The 26,408-nt window shown below is 27.9% G+C and carries 17 protein-coding genes and 3 tRNA genes; 13 read left to right on the top strand and 7 right to left on the bottom strand.

The features are described 5' to 3' along the window. Positions 1–1,043: 1,043 nt before the first annotated feature. Together AB6T46_RS03960 and AB6T46_RS03955 are read left to right on the top strand one after the other, a co-directional pair. Positions 1,044–1,772, top strand: a complete 729-nt coding sequence (locus AB6T46_RS03960; protein WP_370930864.1) for a hypothetical protein — start codon at positions 1,044–1,046, stop codon at positions 1,770–1,772. A gap of 163 nt (positions 1,773–1,935) precedes the next feature. After that, on the top strand, positions 1,936–2,808 hold the full coding sequence (locus tag AB6T46_RS03955) for a hypothetical protein (RefSeq protein ID WP_370930863.1): 873 nt from the start codon (positions 1,936–1,938) through the stop codon (positions 2,806–2,808). 27 nt (positions 2,809–2,835) lie between these two features. Here the strand turns inward: AB6T46_RS03955 and AB6T46_RS03950 are convergent, their stop codons facing one another. After that, a complete protein-coding gene (locus AB6T46_RS03950) occupies positions 2,836–3,129 on the bottom strand; it encodes a hypothetical protein (protein WP_370930862.1) in 294 nt (97 codons plus the stop codon). 234 nt (positions 3,130–3,363) lie between these two features. Between AB6T46_RS03950 and AB6T46_RS03945 the strand changes: the two genes are divergently transcribed. Both AB6T46_RS03945 and AB6T46_RS03940 read left to right on the top strand, forming a co-directional pair. Then, a tRNA-Ser gene (locus AB6T46_RS03945) sits at positions 3,364–3,453 on the top strand. A gap of 865 nt (positions 3,454–4,318) precedes the next feature. Next, positions 4,319–4,837, top strand: a complete 519-nt coding sequence (locus AB6T46_RS03940; protein WP_370930861.1) for a short-chain dehydrogenase — start codon at positions 4,319–4,321, stop codon at positions 4,835–4,837. Positions 4,838–5,363: 526 nt separating this feature from the next. On the opposite strand, the gene AB6T46_RS03935 is transcribed toward AB6T46_RS03940, so the two are convergent. Continuing rightward, on the bottom strand, positions 5,364–6,977 hold the full coding sequence (locus AB6T46_RS03935) for an ATP-binding cassette domain-containing protein (RefSeq protein WP_370930860.1): 1,614 nt from the start codon (positions 6,975–6,977) through the stop codon (positions 5,364–5,366). Positions 6,978–7,833: 856 nt separating this feature from the next. Between AB6T46_RS03935 and AB6T46_RS03930 the strand changes: the two genes are divergently transcribed. Both AB6T46_RS03930 and AB6T46_RS03925 read left to right on the top strand, forming a co-directional pair. After that, positions 7,834–9,129, top strand: a complete 1,296-nt coding sequence (locus AB6T46_RS03930) for an MFS transporter (RefSeq protein WP_370930859.1) — start codon at positions 7,834–7,836, stop codon at positions 9,127–9,129. Positions 9,130–9,541: 412 nt separating this feature from the next. After that, on the top strand, positions 9,542–11,260 hold the full coding sequence (locus AB6T46_RS03925; RefSeq protein WP_370930858.1) for an ATP-binding cassette domain-containing protein: 1,719 nt from the start codon (positions 9,542–9,544) through the stop codon (positions 11,258–11,260). A gap of 672 nt (positions 11,261–11,932) precedes the next feature. Here the strand turns inward: AB6T46_RS03925 and AB6T46_RS03920 are convergent. Together AB6T46_RS03920 and AB6T46_RS03915 are read right to left on the bottom strand one after the other, a co-directional pair. After that, positions 11,933–12,009, bottom strand: a tRNA-His gene (locus tag AB6T46_RS03920). A 75-nt stretch (positions 12,010–12,084) separates the two neighbouring features. Next, positions 12,085–13,167 (bottom strand): quinone-dependent dihydroorotate dehydrogenase, encoded by a 1,083-nt coding sequence (locus tag AB6T46_RS03915; protein WP_370930857.1) that lies wholly within the window; start codon positions 13,165–13,167, stop codon positions 12,085–12,087. 155 nt (positions 13,168–13,322) lie between these two features. Here AB6T46_RS03915 and mscL point away from each other — a divergent pair, with 155 nt between their 5' ends. After that, a complete protein-coding gene (gene mscL, locus AB6T46_RS03910; RefSeq protein WP_370930856.1) occupies positions 13,323–13,748 on the top strand; it encodes a large conductance mechanosensitive channel protein MscL in 426 nt (141 codons plus the stop codon). Between the two features lie 465 nt (positions 13,749–14,213). Here mscL and AB6T46_RS03905 read toward each other — a convergent pair. After that, positions 14,214–14,289: transfer RNA gene (locus AB6T46_RS03905), tRNA-Lys, on the bottom strand. Between the two features lie 210 nt (positions 14,290–14,499). Between AB6T46_RS03905 and AB6T46_RS03900 the strand changes: the two genes are divergently transcribed. From AB6T46_RS03900 to glmS, 3 genes are all read left to right on the top strand, one after another. After that, a complete protein-coding gene (locus AB6T46_RS03900; RefSeq protein ID WP_370930855.1) occupies positions 14,500–15,246 on the top strand; it encodes a cytochrome c biogenesis CcdA family protein in 747 nt (248 codons plus the stop codon). 10 nt (positions 15,247–15,256) lie between these two features. After that, on the top strand, positions 15,257–16,579 hold the full coding sequence (gene glmU / locus AB6T46_RS03895) for a bifunctional UDP-N-acetylglucosamine diphosphorylase/glucosamine-1-phosphate N-acetyltransferase GlmU (protein ID WP_370930854.1): 1,323 nt from the start codon (positions 15,257–15,259) through the stop codon (positions 16,577–16,579). Between the two features lie 66 nt (positions 16,580–16,645). Continuing rightward, positions 16,646–18,469, top strand: coding sequence for a glutamine--fructose-6-phosphate transaminase (isomerizing) (gene glmS / locus AB6T46_RS03890; RefSeq protein WP_370930853.1), 1,824 nt, complete (start codon positions 16,646–16,648; stop codon positions 18,467–18,469). Here the strand turns inward: glmS and recG are convergent, their stop codons facing one another. Then, a complete protein-coding gene (gene recG, locus AB6T46_RS03885) occupies positions 18,470–20,563 on the bottom strand; it encodes an ATP-dependent DNA helicase RecG (RefSeq protein WP_370930852.1) in 2,094 nt (697 codons plus the stop codon). 84 nt (positions 20,564–20,647) lie between these two features. Here recG and AB6T46_RS03880 point away from each other — a divergent pair, with 84 nt between their 5' ends. Together AB6T46_RS03880 and mfd are read left to right on the top strand one after the other, a co-directional pair. Continuing rightward, positions 20,648–20,905, top strand: coding sequence for a succinate dehydrogenase assembly factor 2 (locus tag AB6T46_RS03880; RefSeq protein ID WP_370930851.1), 258 nt, complete (start codon positions 20,648–20,650; stop codon positions 20,903–20,905). Between the two features lies 1 nt (position 20,906). Further along, a complete protein-coding gene (gene mfd, locus AB6T46_RS03875; RefSeq protein WP_370930850.1) occupies positions 20,907–24,410 on the top strand; it encodes a transcription-repair coupling factor in 3,504 nt (1,167 codons plus the stop codon). On the opposite strand, the gene AB6T46_RS03870 is transcribed toward mfd, so the two are convergent. Then, on the bottom strand, positions 24,407–25,612 hold the full coding sequence (locus tag AB6T46_RS03870) for an FAD-dependent monooxygenase (protein WP_370930849.1): 1,206 nt from the start codon (positions 25,610–25,612) through the stop codon (positions 24,407–24,409). The two genes, mfd and AB6T46_RS03870, sit on opposite strands and share 4 nt — an antisense overlap. Positions 25,613–25,682: 70 nt before the next feature. On the opposite strand from AB6T46_RS03870, the gene AB6T46_RS03865 reads away from it, so the two are divergent. After that, positions 25,683–26,405: a phosphatidylcholine/phosphatidylserine synthase gene (locus AB6T46_RS03865; RefSeq protein ID WP_370930848.1), complete on the top strand. Its 723-nt coding sequence runs from the start codon at positions 25,683–25,685 to the stop codon at positions 26,403–26,405. Positions 26,406–26,408 lie beyond the last annotated feature (3 nt).

Here is a 26,408-nt window from a genome sequence, read left to right as displayed (position 1 = left end):
TGGAGGTTATATTCAATCTGAACATAATTTATCTCATAAAGGTGATAGCTGGGTATATGGTAAAGCTATGGTTTTTGGTCATGCTGAAATTTCAGATAATGTTAGAGTTTTTGACAATGCTAAAGTTTATGGTAATATTGGTCTCTTTGATAAGTCTACAGTTTTTAGTACCCAGGTCGATTCTAAAGTTGATAGAAAATAGGAAATTTATGACGGCGTTTCGGTAAAAGATAATGATGACGTGAGTGAAAAATCTAAAAAATAATAATTGCTAACAGATATCTGAGTAGAAATTTAATGTAATTAGAGCTAATAATGAGCATATAGTATATCTTAATTTACGTAGTTAGATATCTATATTATAGCTATAACATGTTATTTGATAGCTATTTCTTTCCTAGGAGAAGCAAAGAGGGTTAGTTTTAGAATAACAATAATGCTCAAGTGATACTTACATTATTGTTATTAAATGCTTCACGTGTATAATTAAAAAAACATCTGTGTACTAGATTAGATAATTTGTGACAAAAATAAAGGGACGTGAGCTTAGGTATAATTCTAAACTCAGGAGAGTATAGAGTTATTGTTTTCCTATATTTTTTTAAATGATTTCTTTTGTATAGAATCAAACGAACAAATGTATAAAAAGTTTTATGTTTTGTATGAAGATCGATCTGATTAAGATATATTTTTATAGTAGAGCTTACAATTAGTTCTTAGATCACTAGTTCTAAGAAAGTCTGCAATTATAGATTGTACAATATTTACTATAATGGTAGAAGTATTTAATTAATAGGTGAGAAGATAGCGGAATTTTTTTATATTTATCTTTATTAATTTTTGTTGATTTGTGTATTTTAATCTAGTTAATATTCAAAATTTTATTAGAATGGGTTTTTAGTAAGATAAAATCATAGCTTCGAAGATAAGTTTTAATCTATATTTCTTCAGGAATATTATAGATATTCATCAATATATCTTACTAAAGTAACTTTATATTATAATTTAAATATTTCTAATTTAATAAAATATTATGATATGCTATGGTTAATGATATTCAACTAAAAAGATATATCGGTTATCTTATTTTTATAATAACCATAATATTATGGAATAATGATTGGTATGTAGTTATAAATTTAATTATAGTTTTTATATTATATAGGATAATAAAATATAATTTTATACGCATTAGAAATATATTAACCATACATCATAAGTTAAAATTAGAAGAAAGTAACTCTAAAAAAGTCAAAAAATATATTAATAGTAATGCTAAATTTACTAAAATTTTATGGCAAGCAGATACTGCATTTAAGTTAAAATTAAGCTATAGCTATAAAAATAACTATAGCTTTGCTAATGTATTACTCCATCAAATTAAACAAGATAATTATCAAATACGTGAGTGGTTAGCTTCTTTCCTATTGAGAAAATTAGAATTACAACAGTTAATAGCTGACCCTGATAATAAAAAACATCTTAAATTATTACAAATATATCAGAATGAATTACATACGATTAAAAAATCAATAAAGGAAATAAAAGCCGAATATAATGAACATGAAAATAATGCTTTTGAAATTTATCTTTTTATAACTAATCTAAATACTAATACAATGGAAGAAATTCACCTAGATGATATTTATGAAATATATAATGTTAATGGTAAAAAAATAGATTTTAGAGGATTAATAAGTTATTTGGGTGATAAAAATCTATACAATAATTTAAAATGTCAAGGGTTTTTTGATTATGAAAAATTTTATTAAATTATATAAATAATTATTTATTACGTTAAATTTAGTCATTCGTTTGTGAGTAAAGTTAAAAAATTTATCTTTTAAAATAAATAATGTGATATATGTTTAAAGATATATAAAGATCATTTTAATTAATAATATTTCTAGTGCCTTATTAGTAGGACGTTACTAAGTGAATAATATTGAAAAAATAATACGTGATACCTTATCATCTTATGAAAATCCTTCTGTAGATACACGTAATAAAATTTATGCTCTGGCTAGAGATATCTATATAAAATCGCTTCAGCAGAACGTTGATGTTTCTGAACATACTAAAAAAGAACTTTTTTTATCGCTAGAAAAAATTATAACTGATATTGAACAAAGCTATTTAGAACAAAATAATTATGAGTATTCGCAGTTAAATGAAAAATCTTTAGTAGAACCGCGTAATTTAACAAAGAATTTTTATTACAAAAAATATATATATTGTATAAGTATTTTATTTTTAATAATTTTTATAGCATTTCTGCTCTTTTATAAAAATATATTTTATTATAATTCAACTAAAATAGATAAATTGGAAGCAAATCAAATTGGCTATTCTAATATTGGTTTGGGTTGGATATCATTATTGAATTTTAGCAATACTGATAATTTTATAACTGAAGGACAAAGTAAATTAGAAATTACACAAGAGCAAGATAAACCAGTTTTAGATCTCACTTTTATGTCTGAAAATGATTATATTTTATTAAAAGTTAATAATGACTTAGTTAGTAATTTTACAGGTAAAACAATAATAATTGATATTATTGCTAAAAATATGGATGATAAAAAAGATGTCCATTTAGAAATTTCTTGTAATTTTGGTAATTCAGGTTGTGTAGAGGGTTATACTTTTGAACTTGAAAATATTAGGCAGGATCTTTTAATAGAAAATGATCTAAGAACAGAAGAACTTTTAGCAGATAAATTAATAAAGTTATCTGTAAAGGAAGCTGATGGCGCTACTATTAGAATATATTCTATAGCAGCAAAAGAGGTTAAGGTTAAAAGTTAATTACTCTTTAAATATAGTAATTAACTTTTATCGTCTTGGTGCTAAGAGAAATAATATTATAGAAATAATTAATAAGACTAACCAAGCAGGGGAGTGAATTATAGGAGAAATCCATTCATTCCAAACATTCTCACCTAAAGTATTTTGTGACCAATTTTGAAATGACGTATAAGACTGTGAAGAAAGTGATTGCCAAAAGCTTTGTAAAGAGGACATTATCACTTTTGAGGATGCTATCGAATTAGCAGCATCTATTAGCCCTGATATAATTGCTCCTAATAATGCTATTATAGCAAGAATTTTTAAAAGAAAAGAAATCATTACAACCTCATATTAATTAAATTAAGTACATATGAATGTTTATATGTTATTAATGGTTCCATTATTTAAGGATTATTCTTTAGAATTGCCATTAAGTCTTGCTTATAATAAGACTTAATGGATATTACTATCGTTCAATATTTAATTTATTTTATTAAAATTATTAAATTAGTTTAAGATAAGATATAAAATTACTTGCAAAAAATATCTATGCTGGTTATATATTGAGATAATGGTGAGGTGGCCGAGTGGTTGAAGGCGCACGCCTGGAACGCGTGTATACGGGAAACTGTATCGAGGGTTCGAATCCCTCTCTCACCGCCATTGACTACAACGAACTTTTATATACTCGAAATGGTATAGTCTCACAGATATTGTTGTTAGTTGCAATAATACAGTTTATTCAGTCAACAGGTACTTTTTGTCAAGAGTGGTAAAGTTACCGCTTTCCCTTACCCTGTATCTATACCTAATATATTTATCATTTTTGTTTTCTTAACTAGCCTTTTTTATTTATAAGTATAATATCTAGGTACATCCTAACTTTAGGAGTTGTTATAGAAGAGATATTTATAATTCCAATTATAACATTTATAAAAGTTTACAACCCACAGTTTAAGAGCGATAAGAAGGAAAAATTTATTGAAAATTTTAATTATATTAAGTTCGATACGTCGTCCGTCATTTACATTTGTTTTAGCTCAATATTTGTCCACTTTCTAATGGAGTGTAGTGCAACTGTCAAAGTGGTTTAATTTTCGTTAACAACCGTTACCACTAGAAGATCCTAAGTGGCATCATGATGTGAAGAATAATCCAAAAGCTGAAGTGCGTGCTTTTATTAATGACAACTCAACCGCTGATGGTGTTATTCTTACAAGCCCTATACCAAGGATCTTACCTTGATCTGTTAAAGAAGGCGCTTGACAATTTACGCTTATGATGCCAGTTTAAATAAACTGGTTTGTCTAATTGTTCATAGTGGTAGACCATTTAAATCTGTGTTACCGTGTGAGTATCTTGTTTCAGTTGTTCGAATATTGAGAGGGTATGCATTGCATTGTCAAGTTGCATTATTAAAAGCATATTTTGTATCTGAAGATAATAGGTATACGTGGCATCTGTGCAATAAAAAATTCAAAAATGCTGTAATATCTTACAGAAGAAATGTATAGATTTTTAGGTGGAAATGAGAAAAATGGTCAGTAAAAATACTAGCAATTATCGTTATTTAGTTGTTGGTGGAACGGGCATGCTGGTTCCTTTATGTGAAGCATTAGGGCTAGATAAGGTGATCATCGCGTCCCGTTTTCTATCTAATAAATCTGAAATAGAACGTCTATGTATGAAAGCTAAATGTGTTTATTTGGATTATTATTGTGAAACATCTAGGTTGCAATTTGTAAAAGATTTGGGGCAATGGACAGACTTAGAATATTTCATATTATGGGTACATTCGTCGGCTCACGCATTTTCCTGTCAATTGATTGATCAGATATCTACATGGACTAGACCTCCTCATATCATTCATATTTTTGGCTCTAAAGCAGAATCTGTAATGATTGCTGAACACGCGCGCGTTAATAATATTAGTTACACTGAAGTGAGATTGAGACGTAAAATATTAACAAGTGGATGGCGGTGGTTGACTCACCAAGAAATAAGTCAACAAGTCTTGGAGGCACTTCAAACAGCTGGTAAACACTAAGTTACGTTGTTTTTTCTTTATAACTATTAAGTAGGCGTAGATGAGATTATTAATTGTTGATCATTAATTAGATGAGTTCTAAGTTAATGCTACTACTGATCACAAAGTTAAATGATTAGCAAACATTATGTAATTCAGCCTTAAGCAGCTAGTAGATTTATACGTGTTGGTGTAGATATGTTTGCGTCAGCTGTTTAACGTGAACTGATGCAACTTAATATACAGACTCTAGAGAAGAAATATACAATTGAACCTATGTTTAGTAACAATTAGGTAAGACATATAACATCATAAAGTTTAATGCGCATAAGCATCTGTAAAAATTAAATAAAGTATTATATTTTTTGCGATATTATAATTAACAGCCATTTAATATAATTATTTCGATATAAGCATAATCATAAATATATCTTTGTTATATTTTTTCAAGATTCACCTTTTAAAATTATATCTAGGTTATTTAAACATTAATCTTTATCAATAAAGGGGTAGGGCAATATGAATTAAGACTGTTATAAATAAAACTCTAATAATCCAGTTTAATAATCTGAGATGCAATAGCTTTAATACGTTCATCATGACTCACTATAATCATACTTCTACCTTTTGAGATATCAACAATCATTTTCAAAACTGCCTTAACTGTTTTATTATCAAGACCAGTTGTTGGTTCATCCAGAATAATTACTTTAGCATTGTGATATAAGACACGCGCTAAGCCAATTCTTTGTGCTTGTCCGCCAGAAATATTTGAACCACCTTCGCCTAAAGGACGATTTTTAAGATCTGCAATTTCTTCCTGACTAAAACCTACTTGAGTCAGACAATTTTCAAATTTAAGCATGTCTAATTCACTACCTAAAAGAATATTATCAAAAACACTCATGTCAAATATATCAACTTTTTGAGAAAGATAATAAACATCTGTTGTTTTATATCTACTTGCAACTATTCCTTTATATGGGATAAGTCCTGCTAAAGCCTTTGCTACAGAAGATTTACCAATACCAGAAGCGCCTTCGATCAAAACAATTTTTTTATCTTCAATTATTAAGTCAGGGTAAGTTAAATGTTTTCTATCAGGATATTCAATAGAAAGATTATGACTACAAAATGCTAAGGCTTTTTCTTTTTTTACATGAGCATGTTTTTCAGCATTAGCTGGAGCGAGATAGAGGTGAAAAAATTGTGCAGCACTAGCTATACCACCAATGAAAAAATTATAAGAAGCAGCAAATTTAAATAAAGGAGCAGTAAATTGTAATATAAGACCGTTAATAAGCACTAGATCAGCTATAAATTGTAAATTGTCAGTAGACATGCGATAAATATATAAATTAGAAAAAAAGAATAATACAAATAATAATAAGCCAAAAGATATTTCAGATATTATTCTTAAAGGAATAGTTGCTAGAACCTTTTTCATAAACAATAAGCATGATTTATCATATATGGAAAGGAACCAATTTGTTTTATTGAATGAACGTAAAAATTCAGATGACCTTATACCTTCAAATAATATTTTGAAATTTTTTGAATAAACTTCATAATAGCTTTCTTCCGCTTTTTGAATTTTTTTTGCAATAGAACAAGTAATAATAATTAATAGCAATATTATTGCTAAGAAAAAAATAGCAAGGTTAAGATCTAATTTATAAAATATTATTATAATTATTAAAAGAGCCTCTATAATTGGCGGTATAATAAAATAAACCAGATGATAAAATGCAGAACGTAAGCCAAAAGAGCCTCTATTTAAAATATTAGCTACTTCACTATGAGTATGTTTAATACCATCATAATAATTGATCTTATAAAATTTAGCTAAAAAATCGCATAAAATATTTTTTTGCATTTTTTGCTCAAAATTATAATAAAAATTTATCATTAAAGAACTACAAACTTTAGAAAAAAAATATAAACTTGAATATATGAGGATAACTAAAATAAAACCATCAGTGCTTGTTTGAGCATTATATATAAGATAAGCAAAAACTACTGGAGCAGATACTTTTATTACTATATCTAATATAAAAAATAACATAGATAAATATAAAAAAACTTTTGTTCTAGTTGTTAAAGCAATAAAGCTGTTATATAAAACATAAAGGGCTAATTTCATGCGAAATAATATCTCCAAAATTCATCTTATCAGTATAACCCGTAATGGTTAGCAGCATTTTTGTTAGAGTTTTGCTAAGTTATCTCTATTATTTTTAAATAATAAATATTTTAAGATTTTGTTATAACAGTGATACATTTATAACAAATATTTAGTAATTATTGCTAAAATTTATTTACAATTTTTTTTTACTAAATAATTAATATTAGCTAGTATTATTCTATAATTACTAAGATTAATATATTTTAGTTATTCGACTATTTGCACCTTATTTACATAATTTTAATAATATGTTACCTGTTTTTTGCTAAAATTCAAGTAAATATTACTCATTACTTTAATTAAATATTTTTCTGCGCTATTTATAGTAATCATGAATAGAAAAAAGCTATAATTACTATTGATATTATATTAGTTGTTTAAGCTTTACTTAATTTAATAATATGTTATGTTGCAATATTTTTTATGAACATCTTTATTTATACATGAGTATAAAAAGTAAAATTATAAATATCGTTATTTTTTGAAAGAATATTGCTCTTGCCGTTTGGAAATTAGATAGATTTAGTTATTTTCATGAATTTATAGTAATCTCTAAAGAAAGGAAAGACAATGCTAAAAAAGATTAATGTATCACAATATTAGCAGTTAGCAGAGGAGTCGCATAGTGGTATAGCTATCTTTCTTAATTTAAATTGAGAAGTTGTTAATGTTATGTAAAATAAGTGCAAAGTAAGTTTATATGCAATAACTCTTGTGTTAGCATATATAAATTAATTTTAAAATGAAGATCTCTGTATAAATTTTTTAAGGTAAATTTTATTCAAAAACAATTGGACAAATTTGAGTTGTTTTAGATGAAGCAATTGATAATATGAATTCTTTAAACAAAAAAATTTTTATTAATAGAAATTTTGCCTGTTTGTGGTTAGGACAAATTTTTTCATCATTTGGAGAGTATCTTTTCTCAACTATAGTAATTATTTGGTTGATTGTTGATATTTTTAAAGATAGTTCTTTTTTAACAACTGCTGTTGCAAGCATAGTTCTTGCTACTGCTATACCACGTATGGTGTTTTCAATTGTTGCTGGAACTTGGGCTGATCGACTGCTACCAGTTTATGTAATGATCACTGCTGATATAATGCGGTCAGTTACTTTTATAATTTTTATGTTACTTTATTTAACGTACTCTCTTAGTGCATTGCAGCTCCTAGTTACTTTATTAATTTTGTTGTTCTTCAATGGTATAATGGCGCAATTTTTTAATGCTTCCCGTCAAACTGTTATGCAACTAGTGATACCATCTGAGAGACGTATAGAAGCTTCTTCTAAGTCGATGTTTGCGCTTACAGGAATTGCCGTGATTACAGGAGCAATTGGACCTAGTATATTTTTATTGCTTGGACCGCTTTGGGTGCTAGTTATTAATATATTAACTTTTTTAAGTTCGATGATCTGTATTTGCTTTATTAAAAATCTACAAACACGTCCTAAAAAAACAGTTCAACATCCGTCTTTTTGGTGCGAACTATGGGAGGGGTTACAGTTTACTTGGAATCATAAAAAAATAAGAGTTTTAGCGATAGGTGTTGCTCTTTATGGTTTTACTTTAGGTATTAATAATGTTATGCTTTCTATATATAGCTTAAAAACTCTTGGTTTTTCTGCCGTTGAATATGGTTGGATACTTACAGCTTTTCCGATAGGAGGAGCCGTTGCTACATTTTTAGTAAAATTGCTTTCAAAAGTTATACCACTTTATAAATTATTTTCAATTAGTTTAATTTTATTAGGTTGCGGTTATTTAGCGTATGCTCTTACACCTCCTTTGTTTTTAGCTTGGTGTTTACTATTTTTATGTGGGATACTTTTTTCTTTATTTGCTATTCTTCAAGGACCTATTTTACAAATTGAAGTTACAAATTCCTATATGGGTCGAGTGTCCTCAACTATAACCTCAATACTGGCTTTTAGCTCCCTTATTGGAACAGCTATGACGTCGCAGAGTGTTAATAATATAGTAGATAGCCTTATTATTTTATTAAATATTCCATTAACTGTTTATGGTGCTTATATTTTTATTGCAGGGCTTCTCCTTATAGTAGGAGGATTATATTTATTATATACTCAGCACACTAGAAAAACTAAAATAAAGGCTACTTTTTAAGCTAAAAATAAATATAATTAAAATTAATCTTACAAATTGTTCGAGATTATAGAACTATAAAAGACTTATAGTTTTTTAATATACTCGTTGTGTTAGTATATTATTCAAAAATATATAAGATTGATTTTTTAAAAAAACTATATTACCGTAATACATAAAGTTTTTATTATTTTATTAGTAATAAATAAAAGGGAAGCCATTATGAGATATTTTAAAATTCATATAACTGAACTCAGTTATATGAAAGCAGAGATCAAGAAAAATTTATTCATTTATAGGACTTCTAAAATAAGCTAAATTTTTGTAACCTAGATTAGGTAATTTAATTATATGTACTTAGGTTAGACAGATTTAATCTTTTAAGAGCAGGGAATTTAATAACTCCTAATGAAATATTACTAGAAGAATTAAAATGATAGATTTTGTTATAAAAGTAATAAAAAAGAATTTTTGGATGTTTTTAGGGGTGTTATTAGTTGTAACGCTTAGTAAAGCAATTTTAGTTTTGCCTCCAATAATATTAGGAAAAATTATAAATGCCATGACTGATGGCTTAATATTTGACATAGGTTATATTTGGCAATGGCTGTTATTATTCCTAGGAGCTATAATCACTCAAGCAGTTATAACTCCTATACAGTCAATAGGTCTTACGACTTTTATTCAACGTGCTGTTAAGGAAAATTCTTTAATTTGGACAAAACAAATTTTAAATAAAGAATTTTGTTTTTTTGACAATCTCCGCATAGGTCAAATACTTAAAACCTATGAACGAGGTATACACGCACATGAATCATTATTGCATTTTATTGTCAATAATATCTTTCCTTTATTGGTGCAATCTATTGTTTTTGCCATATTATTATATACAGCAGGTGATATCATAATATTATCTTGGACAATATTAGGTTGTGCTATTTACCTAATAATAACTCATTATATTATAAAATGGCGGCGTCAGCATATTGATAAATTAAATGAAAGTGAAGATAATCTAATAGGTGAAACGGCAACATTATTCAATAGCGCTAAAGCTATAAAATTAGAACAATCAGTAAAAACGGCTTTAAATCCATTAGTAAAAGCTTATAGTAGCTATGTTGATAGTGCTATTAAAGTTAGTTATTCAGCTTCTTTTTTATCAATTAATAAGATTTTAAGTATAAATTTCGCTATTTTTATATTATTAATATGGACAATTTTAGATCAATCATCTGAAACTCCATATATTAATGCAGGTAAATTAGTTGTATTATTTGCAGCAGTAAATTCTTTTTTTAATTCAGTCGCAGAAATAGGTGAAAATTATCGTTTTTTAAATCAATTTAGTGCAGATAGAAAATCGTTGCATGAATTATTAGAACAAAAATCTTTTGAGCGAGAAGCAAAAACTAATTTAAAGTTAGATAATAAGAAAATAGATTTAATCTTAGAAAAAATAACTATTAATAATAGTGATACAGCTTCCTTAATATTAGATCACCCAATTACCATAAAATATGGTGAGAAAGTGGCCCTGATAGGAGAAAGTGGAGGTGGTAAAACAACCTTGCTAGAATCCCTTGTTGGCTTAAATATCGAGGCGAGAAAAAAACTTTTTATTAAAATCTCTAAGCAAAATATCGTAAATATAAATGATTTAAGCAGTAAACAACATTTAGATTTAATTCATTATGTACCACAGCAACCGCAATTTTTAGAGGGTGATATTAAGCAAGCGGTGTTTTTTGGTAAAAATAATATCGAACCTATAAAAGGAATAGAGGAATTAGGGGTACAACATTTTTTTAATAATGATGCTAGAAAAATTAATGAAGGTGCAAAAAATATATCAGGGGGCGAAGCAAAAAGGCTATCCTTATTGCGTATGATAAATAACATTAGTCCAATAAATTTATTGGATGAGCCAACCAGCGCAATTGATCCTCAATTAGCTAAAAATGTTTGGGAAGCTATATTTAGTGCGGTAGGGGATAATAGTTTAATTGCAGTAACTCATGACATTGAGAATTTATATAGATTTACTAGAGTTATAATAGTAGATAAAAGTAAAATTATTGTTGATGACACACCTGAAAGAATAATAAATAATCCAGAATTTCAACACATTAAAGAAAAAATAAATGTATAAAAATGCATAAATTAATTAATTTAATTCTGGTTTTTGTTATCCTTAGATTAACTATGCTAGCAAGATTAATAGCAACATACTATAATTGTTCAACTATAAATATTCAAAACAGCGATTACATAAGTACAGCGTCAGCTAACAGTAATCGTTGATATTTTAACTATCTTTTCTTATCTATTCTATCTGATTGAAAATTCTAGTAATATCATTAATTTATGAAATATTTTATGATAAGGCTTTAATACAGATAATAGACATTATAATAAATCATTCATTGTAACGACACAAAAAAAATGTTAACAAAATTTTTATAAACCGTTCAAACTAATAATATATATGTATTTTAAAATTGATAAAAATTTCAGCTGTTAATCAAATATCTTAAAAAAAACAATATATAAATTTAAAGCTAGCATTTTACAACACAAGCTACCATCTAACTTTAGGATATAGAGAAAAACGGCCGTCAATGACGTATAACGCTGAAGATTATTAATAGTTATAAATAGTATATTGAAATAAGTAAAAGATATTTAATATAGGTAATTCTCATAAATATAAGATAATACACATAATTCTAAATAGTTTACACTTAAGAGAAAGTGTAAAAAAACGATTATTATCCTGGAATATACTGCAAATAATTGATTTTACTAGTTTTTTTCCAAAATATGGTACGGTCGGTAGGGGTCGAACCTACGACCTCAGGTGCCACAAACCTGCGCTCTAACCAACTGAGCTACGACCGCACAGTATTATCTGTTAATAAATTAATTAGCTAATTTTTTCAAGCTATTAATTTTCTTATCCACTATTTCTATTTCTTAAAATTTTCTTGATGCCCATAGGTCAGTATCTAAATCACGCAATTTTCTAATTTGGAACGCTCCTTCTTGTCGTATCATTTGCGCTAATTCTTTTAAAATTTGATTAGGTAAATTAGGACCTTTATATATCAAAGCAGTATATAATTGCAATAAATCTGCACCGGCTCTTATTTTTGTCATTGCTTTTGTTGCGCTATCTATACCACCTGAAGCTATTAAAGGTACATCTGCTCCTAAGCGTAAACGCATTTTAGCTAACATTGCTGTAGATCTTTCAAATAGCGGCGCCCCAGATAAACCACCTTGTTCTTCTTTATTATTACTTATCAAGCTATCTCTAGATAAAGTTGTATTAGATATTATTAAACCATCTAAAGAGGAATTTAAAGTAGCATGAGCTATATCATCCATGTCTTCTTCGGTTAAATCGGGTGATATTTTTAAGAATAAAGGACGATATACCCCATGACATTCCTGTTCTTCTTTTCTTATCTCTGTTGTGGCCGTTATTAATTTATTTAAATTTTTTCCTAATTGCAGATCTCTTAATCCTGGAGTATTAGGTGATGAAATATTTATCGTGAAGTAACTTGCTACTTTATAAAATTTTGATATACCTAAAGTATAATCAGCTATACGATCTTGTGAATTTTTATTAGCCCCTAGATTAACTCCAATTATTCCAGCTTTTTTATAAGATCTTAACTTGCGAAGCGCTGCATTATAACCATCATTATTAAAGCCCAGTCTATTTATTATTGCTTCATCTTCTATTAATCTAAATAAACGTGGTTTTTCGTTTCCTTTTTGTGCTTTTGGTGTTAGAGTTCCAACTTCAGTGAAACCAAATCCTAGTGCTAACAATGCGGTTGGTACGTCAGCGTTTTTATCATAGCCAGCAGCCATACCTAATGGATTAGCAAATTCTAATCCTGCTATATTTTGTTTCAATACTGGATCAGAAAATCTTTTACCTGAGCTTATGATACCATATTTTAAAGCGGCTATTGATAACATATGCGCTTTTTCTGGTTCAAACATAAAAAGCGCAGATCGTCCTATAGAAGAAAAAAAATTCATTTACTATCCTTAGAAATATTAACGCTATTTTAATGGTTATAATGGAAACTTATAAAAAACGAAACAAAAAAATATAAGATATTTAAATTAAGGAACTAACTATTGGATAATTATGTTTATTATTCTCTCATGATTCGAATAATCGGAGGCAGTTGATGTCACTATTTCAAGAATTTAAAAAATTTGCTATTAAAGGCAATATGTTAGATCTAGCTATTGGTGTTATTATCGGTAGCGCTTTTACTAGTTTAGTTAATGCTATAGTTTCAGATTTTTTTACTCCTCTTATAGGTTTATTAACAGGTGGAATAGATTTTTCAAATATGTTTTGGCAGTTATCCGGAGAACCTAAACAAACTTTAGCGGCAGCTAAAGCTACGGGGGCAACAATTGCTTATGGTAATTTGTTAACCATTTTTATCAATTTTTTAATTACAGCATGGATATTATTCTTTTTTGTAAAAGCTTTAAGTAAAATAAGACATAAAGAAGAAGCTGATGAGAAAAATTTACCAGTGAAAATTACTAAAGAAGAAGCATTATTAACAGAAATAAGAGATATATTAGCAAAAAAGAAATAATAACTATATTTACGTATTAATATATTTATGTGAAACATAATTTATATAAATATTTTATCTTTGTTAATATTTTATTTCAGATGTTTAAAGATAGAAATATACGCAAAACTAAGAATATAAACAAAATATATTCTTAGTTTTAAAACAAGACATTTATATAAAATTTTATGATTACAGTTCCATAAATGAATAATTATAAATTGCTTGGTTAAATCTAATAATCTAAATTAAATAGAATTAGTCAAAACGTAGCTAATACTGTTTTAAACACTATTAAATAAATTCTGTTAACTATTTTATATGGAAAATAAAGATATAATTATATTCATAACGAATAAGTGAAATTAAATTATAGTCGATAAATCAATATCCGAATAAGCAGAATCAACTCAACTATTTAAATAATGAAGCTTAATTAAAAACTGCTACTTACAATGAAAATAAAACATTCACCACTTTATAAAGTGGTGAGCACGCAGGGATTCGAACCCTGGACCTACTGATTAAAAGTCAGTTGCTCTACCGGCTGAGCTACGTGCTCTCAATATTCAATATTGAGATAACTTAAAGAAGCTCTAAGTTATGAAGCGAAAATAAGGATATTTTAATAAAAGGTCAATAACTTTTTATAGTTTTTCGCATTTTTTTTTGGATAATTTTTTTTGGATAATTTTTTTATAGCTTTATAGATACACAAACTTCTATATTTGCTATAAGTTATTCATGTCACTCTCTAATTATAGGTAAAATTATGTCTGTAAGTATATCATATATCTGTATAGTTTTTTTAGCTGGAGCTTTATCCTTTTTATCGCCATGTGTTTTACCTTTAGTTCCTCCTTATTTATCCTATATGGCAGGTATCTCAATTGATGATTATAAGAATCAAAAAATTACAAGTTTTTCTACAAAACGTCGCAGATTATTCTTTTCCTCTGTTTTTTTTGTATTAGGTTTTACTATCATCTTTACTCTTCTCGGTTTAGGTGCTACCACTATCAGCGCCTTTTTACGCTTTTGGCATTCAGAATTAGCTATAATAGGCGGGGTAATAATTATTTTAATGGGATTAAATTTTTTAGGACTATTTTCTATAGCGTTATTTTCGCGAGAGGCACGCTTCCAAACTAATAATATAAGCATAAATTATTTTGGTGCTTTTATTATGGGGTTAGCTTTTGCTTTTGGTTGGACACCATGTATTGGTCCTATTTTAAGCCCTATTTTAGTTTTAGCTAGTTCACAAAATCATATATTACAAGGAGGACTATTATTATTAATTTACTCTATTGGCTTAGGTATACCATTTATCTTAGCGGGGTTATTTTCAGGACAATTTATGATTTTTTTAACAAAATCTCGTATGCATATGAACAAAATAAAAAAAATAATAGGAATATTACTTATTATCGCTGGTGTGCTTTTTATTACTGGAGGTATGCAAAATATTTCTTTTTGGATATTAGAAACTTTCCCTAATATTAATAGTTTTGGATAAAAGGTGACCTATGATTAATTCTTCAGCTATAATTCTTGCCGCAGGCGAGGGCACTCGAATGTGTTCTAATACGCCTAAAATATTACATAAAATTGCCGGATTACCTATGATAAATCATGTTATTAATACGGTAAAAAAAGCTAATATAACGGATATTGCAGTAATAATTGGTAATCAATCATCAAAAGTAGAAGAAGTTCTAAAAGAAAATTTAGCTAATTTAAAATTTTTTAAGCAGGAAAATCGTCAAGGTACTGCTCACGCAGTATTAACAGCTAAAAAATTTTTAGAAAATAATGATAGTGACATAACTTATATTGTCTATGGTGATACACCTCTAATAGAATCTGAAGATCTTAAGTTAGCTCAACAAAAGATAACTAACGGAGCTGATTTAGTTATCTTTGGTTTTATACCTCCAGATCCACAAGGATATGGAAGACTAATTGAAGAAAACGGTAAATTAATAAAAATTATTGAAGAAAAAGAGGCAGATGATTCGCAAAAAAATATAAAATTTTGTAACTCTGGCTTAATGGTAGTTAAAACAAAATATTTATTACCATTATTATTAAAAATTGATAATAATAACCAAAAGCAAGAATATTATTTAACGGATTTAGTTGAACTTGCAAATAAAGAAGGGTTAACTGTAGAGGCAATAAAATTAAACTGGCAAAATTTAATAGGTATTAACACTAAAGAAGAACTATCGATAGCTGAATCTATTTGGCAAAATAAAAAGCGTAAAGCCTTAATGCAGGCAGGAGTAACTTTAATATTACCTGAAACTATTTATTTTTCCTATGATACAAAAATTGCTGCAGATGTAGAAATTTTTCCGCATGTTTTCTTTGGTGTTGGAGTATCTATAGATACAGGCTGTAAAATTTTATCATTCTCGCATATAGAACAATCTACTATAGGAAAAAATTGTAGCATCGGCCCTTATGCGCGCTTACGTCCTGGCAGTAATTTACAAGAAAATGTTAAAATAGGTAATTTTTGTGAAATTAAAAAAGCTAATATTGCTAAAAATACTAAAATTAACCATTTAAGTTATATTGGAGATAGTGATATAGGTGAGAATGTAAATATTGGCGCAGGCGTAATTACTTGTAATTATGATGGTGTGGATAAATGGAAAACAATTATAAAAAATAATGTATTCATTGGTTCACAGTCTGCTTTAATAGCTCCAGTTAAAATAAATTATGGTGCTTTTATTGCCGCTGGTAGTATAATAACGCAGGATGTTCCTGAAAAATCTTTAGCTATAGCTAGATCTTATCAAATTAATAAAATAAATAAGTTACCTAGTGGAAAAAAATAAATATGACTTAGTTATATAATAAATAATATTATACTAAATTATTTCATTAACAATAGAGAGAAAAATATGTGTGGAATCATTGGGATTATTAGTAAGGAACCTGTTTCCAAATCTATTTTAGATACATTGAAAAGATTAGAATATCGTGGATATGATTCCGCTGGTCTCGCTACATTAGAAGGAGATACTATTTCTTGTCTAAGAGCAGAGGGTAAGTTAATTAATTTAGAAAAGATACTAAATGAACATGAACTTAATGGTTGTATCGGTATCGGTCATACTCGTTGGGCAACCCATGGTGCGGCTATAGTTCGCAATGCTCATCCACATGTGAATGAAAAATTAGCTCTAGTACATAATGGAATTATTGAAAATTTTGCTGAGATAAAACAAAATTTAGCAGATAAAAAGATAACTTATAATTCAGATACAGATACAGAAGTAGTATTACATTTATTATCTTCTGAGTTAGACAATGGATTGACTCCTAGTGAAGCAGTTAAAAAAATCTTACCTCAATTAAGAGGGGCTTTTGCCTTAGTTATGATGTTTAAAGGTCATCCTAACATGTTAATAATTGCTCGTAATGGTCCATCTTTATCAATTGGCTACGGAGATAATGAAGTATATGTCGGGTCTGATGCTATTGCTCTTGCACCTTATACTAATAAAATATCTTATTTAAATGACGGTGATTGGGCGATATTAACACCAGAAAAAATTACAATTTATGATAATGATGGAAAAGAAGTAGAACGTTCAATTGAAACAATATCAGCTAATCAACTAGTCATATCTAAAGCGCCTTATCGGCATTTTATGCAGAAAGAAATGTATGAACAGGCAGAAGTTGTATCTTATACATTAGCAAGATATTTTGATTTAGTTAATCATCGCATTAAGGATAGTTTATGTAATATAGATTGGAAAAAATATAATTCTATTTGTTTTTCCTCTTGCGGTACAGGTTATATTTCTACTTTAGTAGCAAAATATTATTTTGAAAAATATGCTAATATATCAGTGGAATGTGATGTAGCCTCTGAATTTAGATATAGAGATGTACCTTTTTCTAAAAAAAATCTTTATATCTTTGTATCGCAATCTGGAGAGACTGCTGATACATTAGCTTCATTAAAAATCTGTAAAGAACATAATTTAGATTGTGTTTCAGTTGTAAATGTCGAAGGTTCAACTATAGCAAGATTATCTGATTATAATTTTCCTATTTTAGCAGGACCAGAAATTTGCGTAGCTTCTACTAAAGCATTTTTATGTCAATTGACTGTATTAGCAGCTTTAGCAATAGCAGCAGGTAAACAAAGAGGTATATTAACAGATGAGAAAGAAGTAGAATTAATTAAAGAATTAAGTGAATTACCTAGATACATCAATCAAGTGCTAAAATTAGATAAGCAAATTAAAGAAATAGCTTCGCATTTATTAGATGTAAAAAGCATGTTGTATTTTGGTCGTGGTACCTCTTATCCAATTGCGTTAGAGGGTGCATTGAAAATGAAAGAATTATCTTATATTCATGCAGAAGGATATGCCGCAGGTGAATTAAAACATGGACCTATTGCCTTAATTGATAAAGATACTCCTGTAGTAGTAATAGCACCTTATGATAAATTATTTGAAAAAACTATTTCAAATATAAGAGAAGTAGAATCTAGAGGTGCGCAATTAATAGTAGTAACCGATGAAAAAGGTGAAAAATTTGTTAAAGATATAGCTAGTCATATGATTATCTTACCGGTTGTGCCCGAAATTATTGCTCCAATAATTTATACAATACCTATGCAATTTATAGCTTATCATACAGCTATATCTTTAGGAACCGATGTTGATCAACCACGTAATTTAGCTAAATCCGTCACCGTAGAGTGATTATCCTGCTCTTAAAAGATTCAAACTTTTATCTTTTTTAAATAAATATAACGGTAAATATACGATAGAATTGAATCTTTCATCAGTAGATAAAATCTTTTTAGCTAATTTATTTGCTAGAATTAATAAATCTTTATGGAAATATGACTGAGCAAAATAAAAATTAGGCACTCCAGATTGTTTCGTGCCTAATAATTCGCCTTGACCTCTTAATTCTAAATCTTTTTCTGCTATTAAAAAACCATCATCACTATTTTTTAAAATAGATAACCTTTTAAAGGCTAAATCTGATAGGGGCGGTTGATATAATAAAATACAATTAGATTTTATATCACTTCGACCAACTCGACCTCTTAATTGATGCAATTGAGCAAGTCCAAATCTTTCAGCATTTTCTATAATCATTACTGTAGCGTTAGCGATATCTATTCCTACTTCTATCACTGTAGTAGTTACTAATATTTGGATTTTTCCGTTAGTAAAGTCCTCCATTATTTTATCTTTTTCTTTACTATTCATTTTACCATGTAATAATCCTACTTTATCTGCAAAAGTTTTTTTTAAAATTTCATATCTATCTTTGGCCGGTGTTAAAGGTAATTTATCTGTTTCTTCAATTAATGGACATACCCAATAAATTTGTTGATTTTGAGTAATAATATTTTTTAAACTACTAATCAATTGATTGATTTTATTTATAGCTATGGTAGTCGTATTTATCGGTTGACGATTAATTGGCTTTTCTGTTAATTGTGATATATCCATATCTCCTAAGGTAGCTAATAACATACTACGCGGTATAGGTGTGGCGGTTAAGAGTAAAGTATCAGGATTTTTTTTATATTCTGATAATTGCAAGCGCTGATTAACTCCAAATCTATGTTGTTCATCTATAATAGCTAACTTTAAATCTTTAAAAATAATGTCAGGATGGATAAGCGCATGCGTACCAATTAAAATGTCTATTTTTCCTGTTTTTAATTCTTCAATAATTTTATTTTTACTTATTTTACTATTTGCGCTAGTCAATATCTCCACATTAATATTTAAAGTTTCAGTTAATTTTTTTATATTAGTAAAATGTTGTTTAGCTAAAGTTTCTGTAGGGGACATTAACGCTATTTGACCATTTTGTTGGATTGTTTTAATAGCCGCAAATAAGGCTACTATAGTTTTACCAGAGCCAACATCTCCCTGTATTAACCTTAACATAGGTTTATTTTTCTCTAGATCATTAAATATTTCATTAATAACATTTTGTTGTGAGATAGTTAATTCATATGGTAATAAGTCATATAATTGCTTAATTAATTTTAATTTTTTATTTTCTGTTCTAATTATCTCTTCTGTTTGAGATAATCTGATAATAGCTAAAGCTAATTGATGAGCAAATAATTCTTCAAAAGCTAATCTTTTTCTCCACGGTGTATCAATTGCTAGATCATTCATATTAGCAGGGTTATGAATTTTTTTTATAGCATCGCTAAATTTAGGTAAATTATATTTAGCTATAATTTCACTAGGAAGCCACTCAGGTACATCTGGTAAATTATTTATAATTTGTTTTATTAAAAAAGCTATTTTTTTGGAGGATAAACTAGCCGTAGCAGGATATATAATTTCAATATTAGGTAACTTATCTTTTTGATCAATAGGCAAAATATAATCGGGGTGAGCTATAGTGAAATTATTTCGATATTTTTCAGCTTTACCTGAGACTATTACCTTATCTCCAACTTTAAATTTTTTAAGATAATTATAAATTAAGCTATTAAAATAAATAAGTTGCACATAACCAGTATCATCGATAAGATTTATTTTATATGGTGCTTTTTTATATCTTTTTCCGGGTGAAATAATATTACTAATTGTAGCTTCAATAGTTACTATATTTCCTTCTACTATATTATTTATAGAAATATATTTGCTTCTATCTATAATTTTATAAGGTAGTAAATATAATAAATCTAAAACGAGAGCTTCTTCAAAATTAGCAATATTCAATAATTTAGCTAATTTAGTAGCATTTTGCGTTCCTATAATTTTTAAATCTTTTAAAGGAGTAAAAAAGAAACTTAATTGCTGAATATGCATTTTTATACTTATATTAACTTGTGAAAATAAGGTTTATTTGTTATATCAACAGGGTAACAAATTTTATAACTATGGTATAGTAAAATGTTAAAGCATCATACAACAATCCAACAAAAACGTTTATTATACAGAGCCTCTCATAGGGGTATGAAAGAAATGGATTATATCCTAGGAAATTTTGCTAAGCAAAATTTACATAAAATGTCAGCTGCAGAGCTAAATGAGTTTGAAAAGATACTTGAACTCAGTGATAGACAAATCTACAATTGGTGCTTAGGGATGGAAACATTGAATGATGATCAAAAAACTCCTTTGTTAATGTCTATAATAAATTCTTACTAATATGTTCTCATTTTTCAATAATTTTATTCCGAAAAAAGGTGATCATATTGTTATTGATCGTGTTGTCTCGGGTGGTGAAGCAATAATCATTGCTGATCTATTAGCAAAGAAAATTAGTCATTCTAATAAAATTTTATTTATAGCTAAAGATGCAAGAAAATTTTTAGAATTAGAAACTTGTCTTAATTTTTTAGTGCCTGATGCAAAAATATTACATTTTCCTGCTTGGGATTGTTTGCCTTATGACCGTAGTTCACCAAGTCTAGCTGTGTTAGCAGAAAGATTAAACTGCCTTTTTGAATTGTCAAAAATCAAAAGAAATAACGAAAAAGTTATTATATTAACCTCGGTTAATGCTATTTTACAAAAAGTTATACCAGAAGATATTTTACAAACTTATTTTATTCCTCTACAAGTCGGACAAAAAATTGAAATGTCCAAAATTATTAGCAGTTTAGAACAATATGCTTTTGAAAGAGTGGATATAGTAAAAGACATAGGTGAATTTGCAGTAAGAGGAGGGGTAATAGATATATTTTTACCTGATAATAACAATCCTATAAGATTAGATTTTTTTGGTAATATATTAGAAAATATTCGTACCTTTAATAGTAGTACACAAAAATCATTAGAGACATTACAAAATATAATTTTAAAGCCAACAAGTGAAGTTATTTTATCACCTGAAACTATAGAAAATTTTAGAGTCAATTTTTTAAAAGAATTTGGTGCCAAAAATCTAAATCAAAATAATAATTATCAATCTATTATAGCTCAACGTAGAATATTAGGTATCGAACATTGGTTACCCTTTTTTTACAATCAATTAACTGATTTTTTTGATTATTTAGATGAAACAACTATAGTTATTGATCATTTATTTGAAAAAGCTATAGAAGAACGAAATAAACTGATAACTGATTATTATAATGCTCGTTTAGAACAGCTGACAATACAGAATGATAATGATCAATATGGTTATACGCCAATAAAACCATGTCTATTATATTTATCGCCGTCAGAGCTAAAAAATAAACTAAAAAATAATTATACTTTAGTAGAATTAACCTTTCTTGATATATCTTTTTCTGAAGGTAAATATTTATTTCATTCACATATGAATTTAACCCGTAACTTTTCAAAAGAAAAAAATCTCCAGCAAGGAGAATTATTTAATAAGGTTATTAAATATTTAGGAGAATTACGCCAAGAAAAGAAAAAAATACTTATTGCTGGCTGGGCAGAATCCTCGTTAGAGAGATTAATACAATTATTAAAAGATCTCGGACTTGAAAAATTAGAAAAAGTTAATAATTTAAATCAATTTAGAGATTTACCTAATAATTTTATTGCTTATGGGGTTTTACCTATTGAAAATGGTATTAACTTAAAAGATTTAATCATTATTGGCGAGCAAGATATTTTAGGAGATCGATTAGTTAGATCTTCTACTAAAAAACGTAAAGCATCTAAATTTATTGCTGAAACAACAGCGTTAAATAAAGATGATATAGTTGTACATATTAATCACGGCATTGGTAGATTTATATCTTTAAGAACTATCACTATAGATGGTGCAGCACATGATTGTTTAGAGATACTTTATGCTGGTCAAGATAAATTACTTTTACCAGTAGAAAATATTGAATTATTATCGCGTTATGGAGGTGAGGCTGCGAGTGTTTCACTGGATAGATTAGGCAGCGGTGCTTGGCAGTTAAAAAAAGCTAAATTAAAAAAGAAATTATTAGAAATAGCTGGACAATTAATAAAAACGGCTGCTGCACGTTTAACTAAAACAGCTCCGCAAATTTCTGTAATTGAAACTGCTTATGAGGAATTTGTAGCACGTTTTCCTTATGAAGAAACAGAAGATCAAAAAACAGCCATTCAAGATACTTTAACTGACTTGCAAAGTAAGCGCCCTATGGATCGCTTAATTTGTGGAGATGTAGGCTTTGGAAAAACAGAGGTAGCATTAAGAGCTGCTTTTGTAACAGCGATGCAAGGATATCAAGTAGCAGTAATAGTTCCTACGACTTTATTATCTCGTCAACATTATAAAAATTTCTGTCAAAGATTTGAGGGTTTTGGTCTCAATATAGCACAAGTTTCACGTATGGTTCCTGCTAAAGAAATAGTTAAAACTAAAAAATTGTTAGCAGATGGTACAATAAATATTGTAATAGGTACTCATGCTTTATTAAATAAAGATATAAAATTTAACAATTTAGCTTTATTGATAATTGATGAAGAGCAACATTTTGGCGTCACTCATAAAGAAAAATTAAAACAAAATAAGCCAGATTTACATGTATTAACTTTATCTGCAACCCCGATACCAAGAACATTACAAATGTCTTTAAATGGAGTGCAGGATTTATCTTTAATGACTATTCCTCCTATTGATAGAATGGTTACTAAAACAATGTTATCACCGTTTGACCCGCTAATTATTAGAGAAACATTATTACGGGAATATTATCGAGGGGGACAAAGTTTTTATGTATGTCCTAGAATATCTGATTTAGCTTTTATAGAAAATTTTATAAAGACCCAAGTACCAGAAATAAAAGCTATAAGCGCACATGGTAAAATGGCTTCTAGTGAATTAGATAATATTATGAATGTTTTTTATGATGGTCAATATGATATTTTGATTTCTACCTCTATTATTGAATCCGGGTTAGATATTCCTACTGCTAATAGTATAATAATTCATCGTGCAGATATGTTTGGTTTAGCGGCTCTATATCAGTTGCGTGGCAGAGTAGGTAGATCAAAACAACGTGCCTATGCTTTACTAACTATTCCAGTTAATAAAGAATTATCTAAAACAGCTCAACAAAGACTAAAAGTAATTCAATCTTTAGATACTTTAGGTGGTGGTTTTCAATTAGCTAATCATGATATGGATATCAGAGGTGCTGGAAATATTCTAGGCGAAGAACAATCCGGACATATAAAAGAAGTAGGTTTTGAATTATACCAACAAATGTTAGAGGAGGCTATAGCTCAATGCAAAGGCGAAGAAATATCTAATGAACATGAATGGTCACCGCAAATTTCTATCGGTACTTCAGTAATGATACCAGAAAGTTATATACCCGATTTACAATTACGTATCAGTTTATATAGAAAGTTAGGAAATCTTACTTTATCTGAAGAGATAGAATCATTCGCTATAGAGTTAATTGATAGATTTGGATCATTTCCAGCAGAGGTAGAACATTTACTAAAGATAGTATATATTAAAATTCTTTGCCGTAAAGCTAATATAGAAAAATTAGATGCTGGACCTAAAGGAGTAGTTATTCATTTTAGAAATTCCAGTTTTGCTAATCCAATGGCGTTAGTTAATTTTATTACTCAACAAGGAAATCTAGCAAAAATTCGCCCAGATCAATCATTATTATTTATAAGAGATTGGAAAGATAATGATAAAAAAATCAAAGGTTTAGAAGCTTTACTTAATCATTTAATAAAATTAGCTAACCTTAGTTAATTATTTTTAAAAAAAGATTTTAAATAATTTAAACCAGCTTTTGGTGTTAATAATTCATAAGAAATAAATTTACGCAAAAATGATGAGTGTTTTAGCAAATTAAAAGAAATCATTCTTAAAAATTTGATGGGAAGAATAGATGTTATTAATGAATGGTTTAAATTTTTTATTAATAAGCTACGACTTTTAATATCGAATAATCTATTATTATTGTAGAATGTCATTATCTCTTGTTTACTTGATTTATTTAATGCTTCAGGTAAGCTTAAAATATCTCTAATAGTTAAATTAAGTCCTTGTGCACCTAACGGTGGAAATATATGCGCGGATTCTCCTATTAAAATTATATTATTATTAGCTATTTTTTTGGCTAATTGTAATTTTAACTCCCAAAATTGTATGTCAGAGGTTATTTTTATATCTCCTAAGTAGCTAGATAATTTGTTATTTATTATTTTATTTAATTGTTTTTTTCCTAAATCTTTATATTTTTCCACGATATCATTTGACATTACCCATACTAAACTAGAATTATTTCCTTGTAATGGTACTTGTGTAAATGGTCCTTGTGGAGTTTGAAACTCAATTGACATGCCTTTATGAGGAAATTCATGTGAAAAAGATAATATCGCTGCCGTTTGCAATAATTGCGTTTTATCAATCTCTATGTTGGCGTAATTACGACTTATAGAGTTAGCACCATCTGCTGCAATAATAATATCAACATTTAATTTATTATTTTTTTCAAGATAAATTATATTACTATCAGCAGTTACTTCAATATTTATAACCTTATCATTTATAGCAGTAACATTTGTTTTTTTACTTATTTCTTGTTTTAAAATATCATTTAAATTTTTATTAGGAATATTATAACCAAAAGCTTCTTCATTAATTTCATTAGCTGTAAAAGTAACACTAGCATTACTAAATATTTTATGCGATTCATCAATTAATGTTATAGCTTTTAACGGCTCAGCAAAAGGTTGAAGATATTGCATAATATTTAGCTCACGTAACAAATTTATACCAGGCATCATTATAGCCGTAGTTCTTTCATCTGTTATCGCTAAATCAGTAGCTATATGTATTACCTGATAACCCGAATATGCTAAATATAATACCGCTAATTTACCGGTAAGACCACCACCAATAATAGCTATAGTATAATTTTGTTGTGTTATTTTATGTTGGTTATTCATGCTCTAACTCACTTATTGACATTAATTATTATAGCATATAGAATTACAAATTAAAATTATAGGGATTAATATGTCAAAAAAAAAACTTAGCTGCCGTGAAATAAAAGCCTTTTCAGTACATATATTAACTGCTTTAGGATCCGTAGCTGCTTTTTTTTCTATAGTGTTTGCCTGTAATGAACAATGGTACTCTATGTTTGTTTGGATGGCTATTTCCTTAATAATAGATGGAATTGACGGACCTATAGCTAGAAAGTTTCAAGTAAAAGAAATATTACCAAACTGGTCAGGCGAGTTATTAGATAATATTATTGATTATGTAACTTATGTGTTTATTCCTGCCTTTGTTTTTTATAAAAGTGGTTTGATGACACCAATATTATCTTATCTGTCTGCAATAATAATTGTCTTCTCTAGTGCTATTTATTATGCAAATACAGGCATGAAAACCAGCCATAATTTTTTTAAAGGTTTTCCAGTAGTTTGGAATTTAGTATTATTCGTTTTATTTTTAACAAAACCTAGCTCTACAACAATTTTTTTAACAATATTTTTATGTGCCTTTAGCTCATTTTTACCGATTTGGTTTTTACATCCAGTAAGAGTTAAACCGTTGAGAATAATAAATTTGCCCATATTTTTAATTTGGGCAATATTATGTATTATGGGCTTAGTTATCTATGATCTAAATCCTCCAGCATTATTTAAAATAATATTGGTTACGTTAAGTTTCTATCTATTAATGATAGGGGCTATTATGCAATTATTAAATAAAAAAACAGAGATGGAATAACCT

The sequence above is a fragment of the Bartonella sp. DGB1 genome, assembly GCF_041345015.1.
GTDB lineage: Bacteria > Pseudomonadota > Alphaproteobacteria > Rhizobiales > Rhizobiaceae > DGB1.
This window is presented reverse-complemented; position numbering and strand designations above follow the sequence as displayed.

What these genes read in the sequence shown, in the direction of transcription:
- AB6T46_RS03880 (WP_370930851.1), top strand. Translation starts at nt 20,648, where the DNA reads ATGTTAAAGCATCATACAACAATCCAACAAAAACGTTTATTATACAGA.
- AB6T46_RS03915 (WP_370930857.1), bottom strand. Translation starts at nt 13,167, where the DNA reads ATGAATTTTTTTTCTTCTATAGGACGATCTGCGCTTTTTATGTTTGAA.
- AB6T46_RS03865 (WP_370930848.1), top strand. Translation starts at nt 25,683, where the DNA reads ATGTCAAAAAAAAAACTTAGCTGCCGTGAAATAAAAGCCTTTTCAGTA.
- AB6T46_RS03950 (WP_370930862.1), bottom strand. Translation starts at nt 3,129, where the DNA reads ATGATTTCTTTTCTTTTAAAAATTCTTGCTATAATAGCATTATTAGGA.
- AB6T46_RS03930 (WP_370930859.1), top strand. Translation starts at nt 7,834, where the DNA reads ATGAATTCTTTAAACAAAAAAATTTTTATTAATAGAAATTTTGCCTGT.
- mscL (WP_370930856.1), top strand. Translation starts at nt 13,323, where the DNA reads ATGTCACTATTTCAAGAATTTAAAAAATTTGCTATTAAAGGCAATATG.
- glmU (WP_370930854.1), top strand. Translation starts at nt 15,257, where the DNA reads ATGATTAATTCTTCAGCTATAATTCTTGCCGCAGGCGAGGGCACTCGA.
- AB6T46_RS03925 (WP_370930858.1), top strand. Translation starts at nt 9,542, where the DNA reads ATGATAGATTTTGTTATAAAAGTAATAAAAAAGAATTTTTGGATGTTT.
- AB6T46_RS03870 (WP_370930849.1), bottom strand. Translation starts at nt 25,612, where the DNA reads ATGAATAACCAACATAAAATAACACAACAAAATTATACTATAGCTATT.
- AB6T46_RS03900 (WP_370930855.1), top strand. Translation starts at nt 14,500, where the DNA reads ATGTCTGTAAGTATATCATATATCTGTATAGTTTTTTTAGCTGGAGCT.
- AB6T46_RS03940 (WP_370930861.1), top strand. Translation starts at nt 4,319, where the DNA reads ATGAGAAAAATGGTCAGTAAAAATACTAGCAATTATCGTTATTTAGTT.
- glmS (WP_370930853.1), top strand. Translation starts at nt 16,646, where the DNA reads ATGTGTGGAATCATTGGGATTATTAGTAAGGAACCTGTTTCCAAATCT.
- recG (WP_370930852.1), bottom strand. Translation starts at nt 20,563, where the DNA reads ATGCATATTCAGCAATTAAGTTTCTTTTTTACTCCTTTAAAAGATTTA.
- mfd (WP_370930850.1), top strand. Translation starts at nt 20,907, where the DNA reads ATGTTCTCATTTTTCAATAATTTTATTCCGAAAAAAGGTGATCATATT.
- AB6T46_RS03960 (WP_370930864.1), top strand. Translation starts at nt 1,044, where the DNA reads ATGGTTAATGATATTCAACTAAAAAGATATATCGGTTATCTTATTTTT.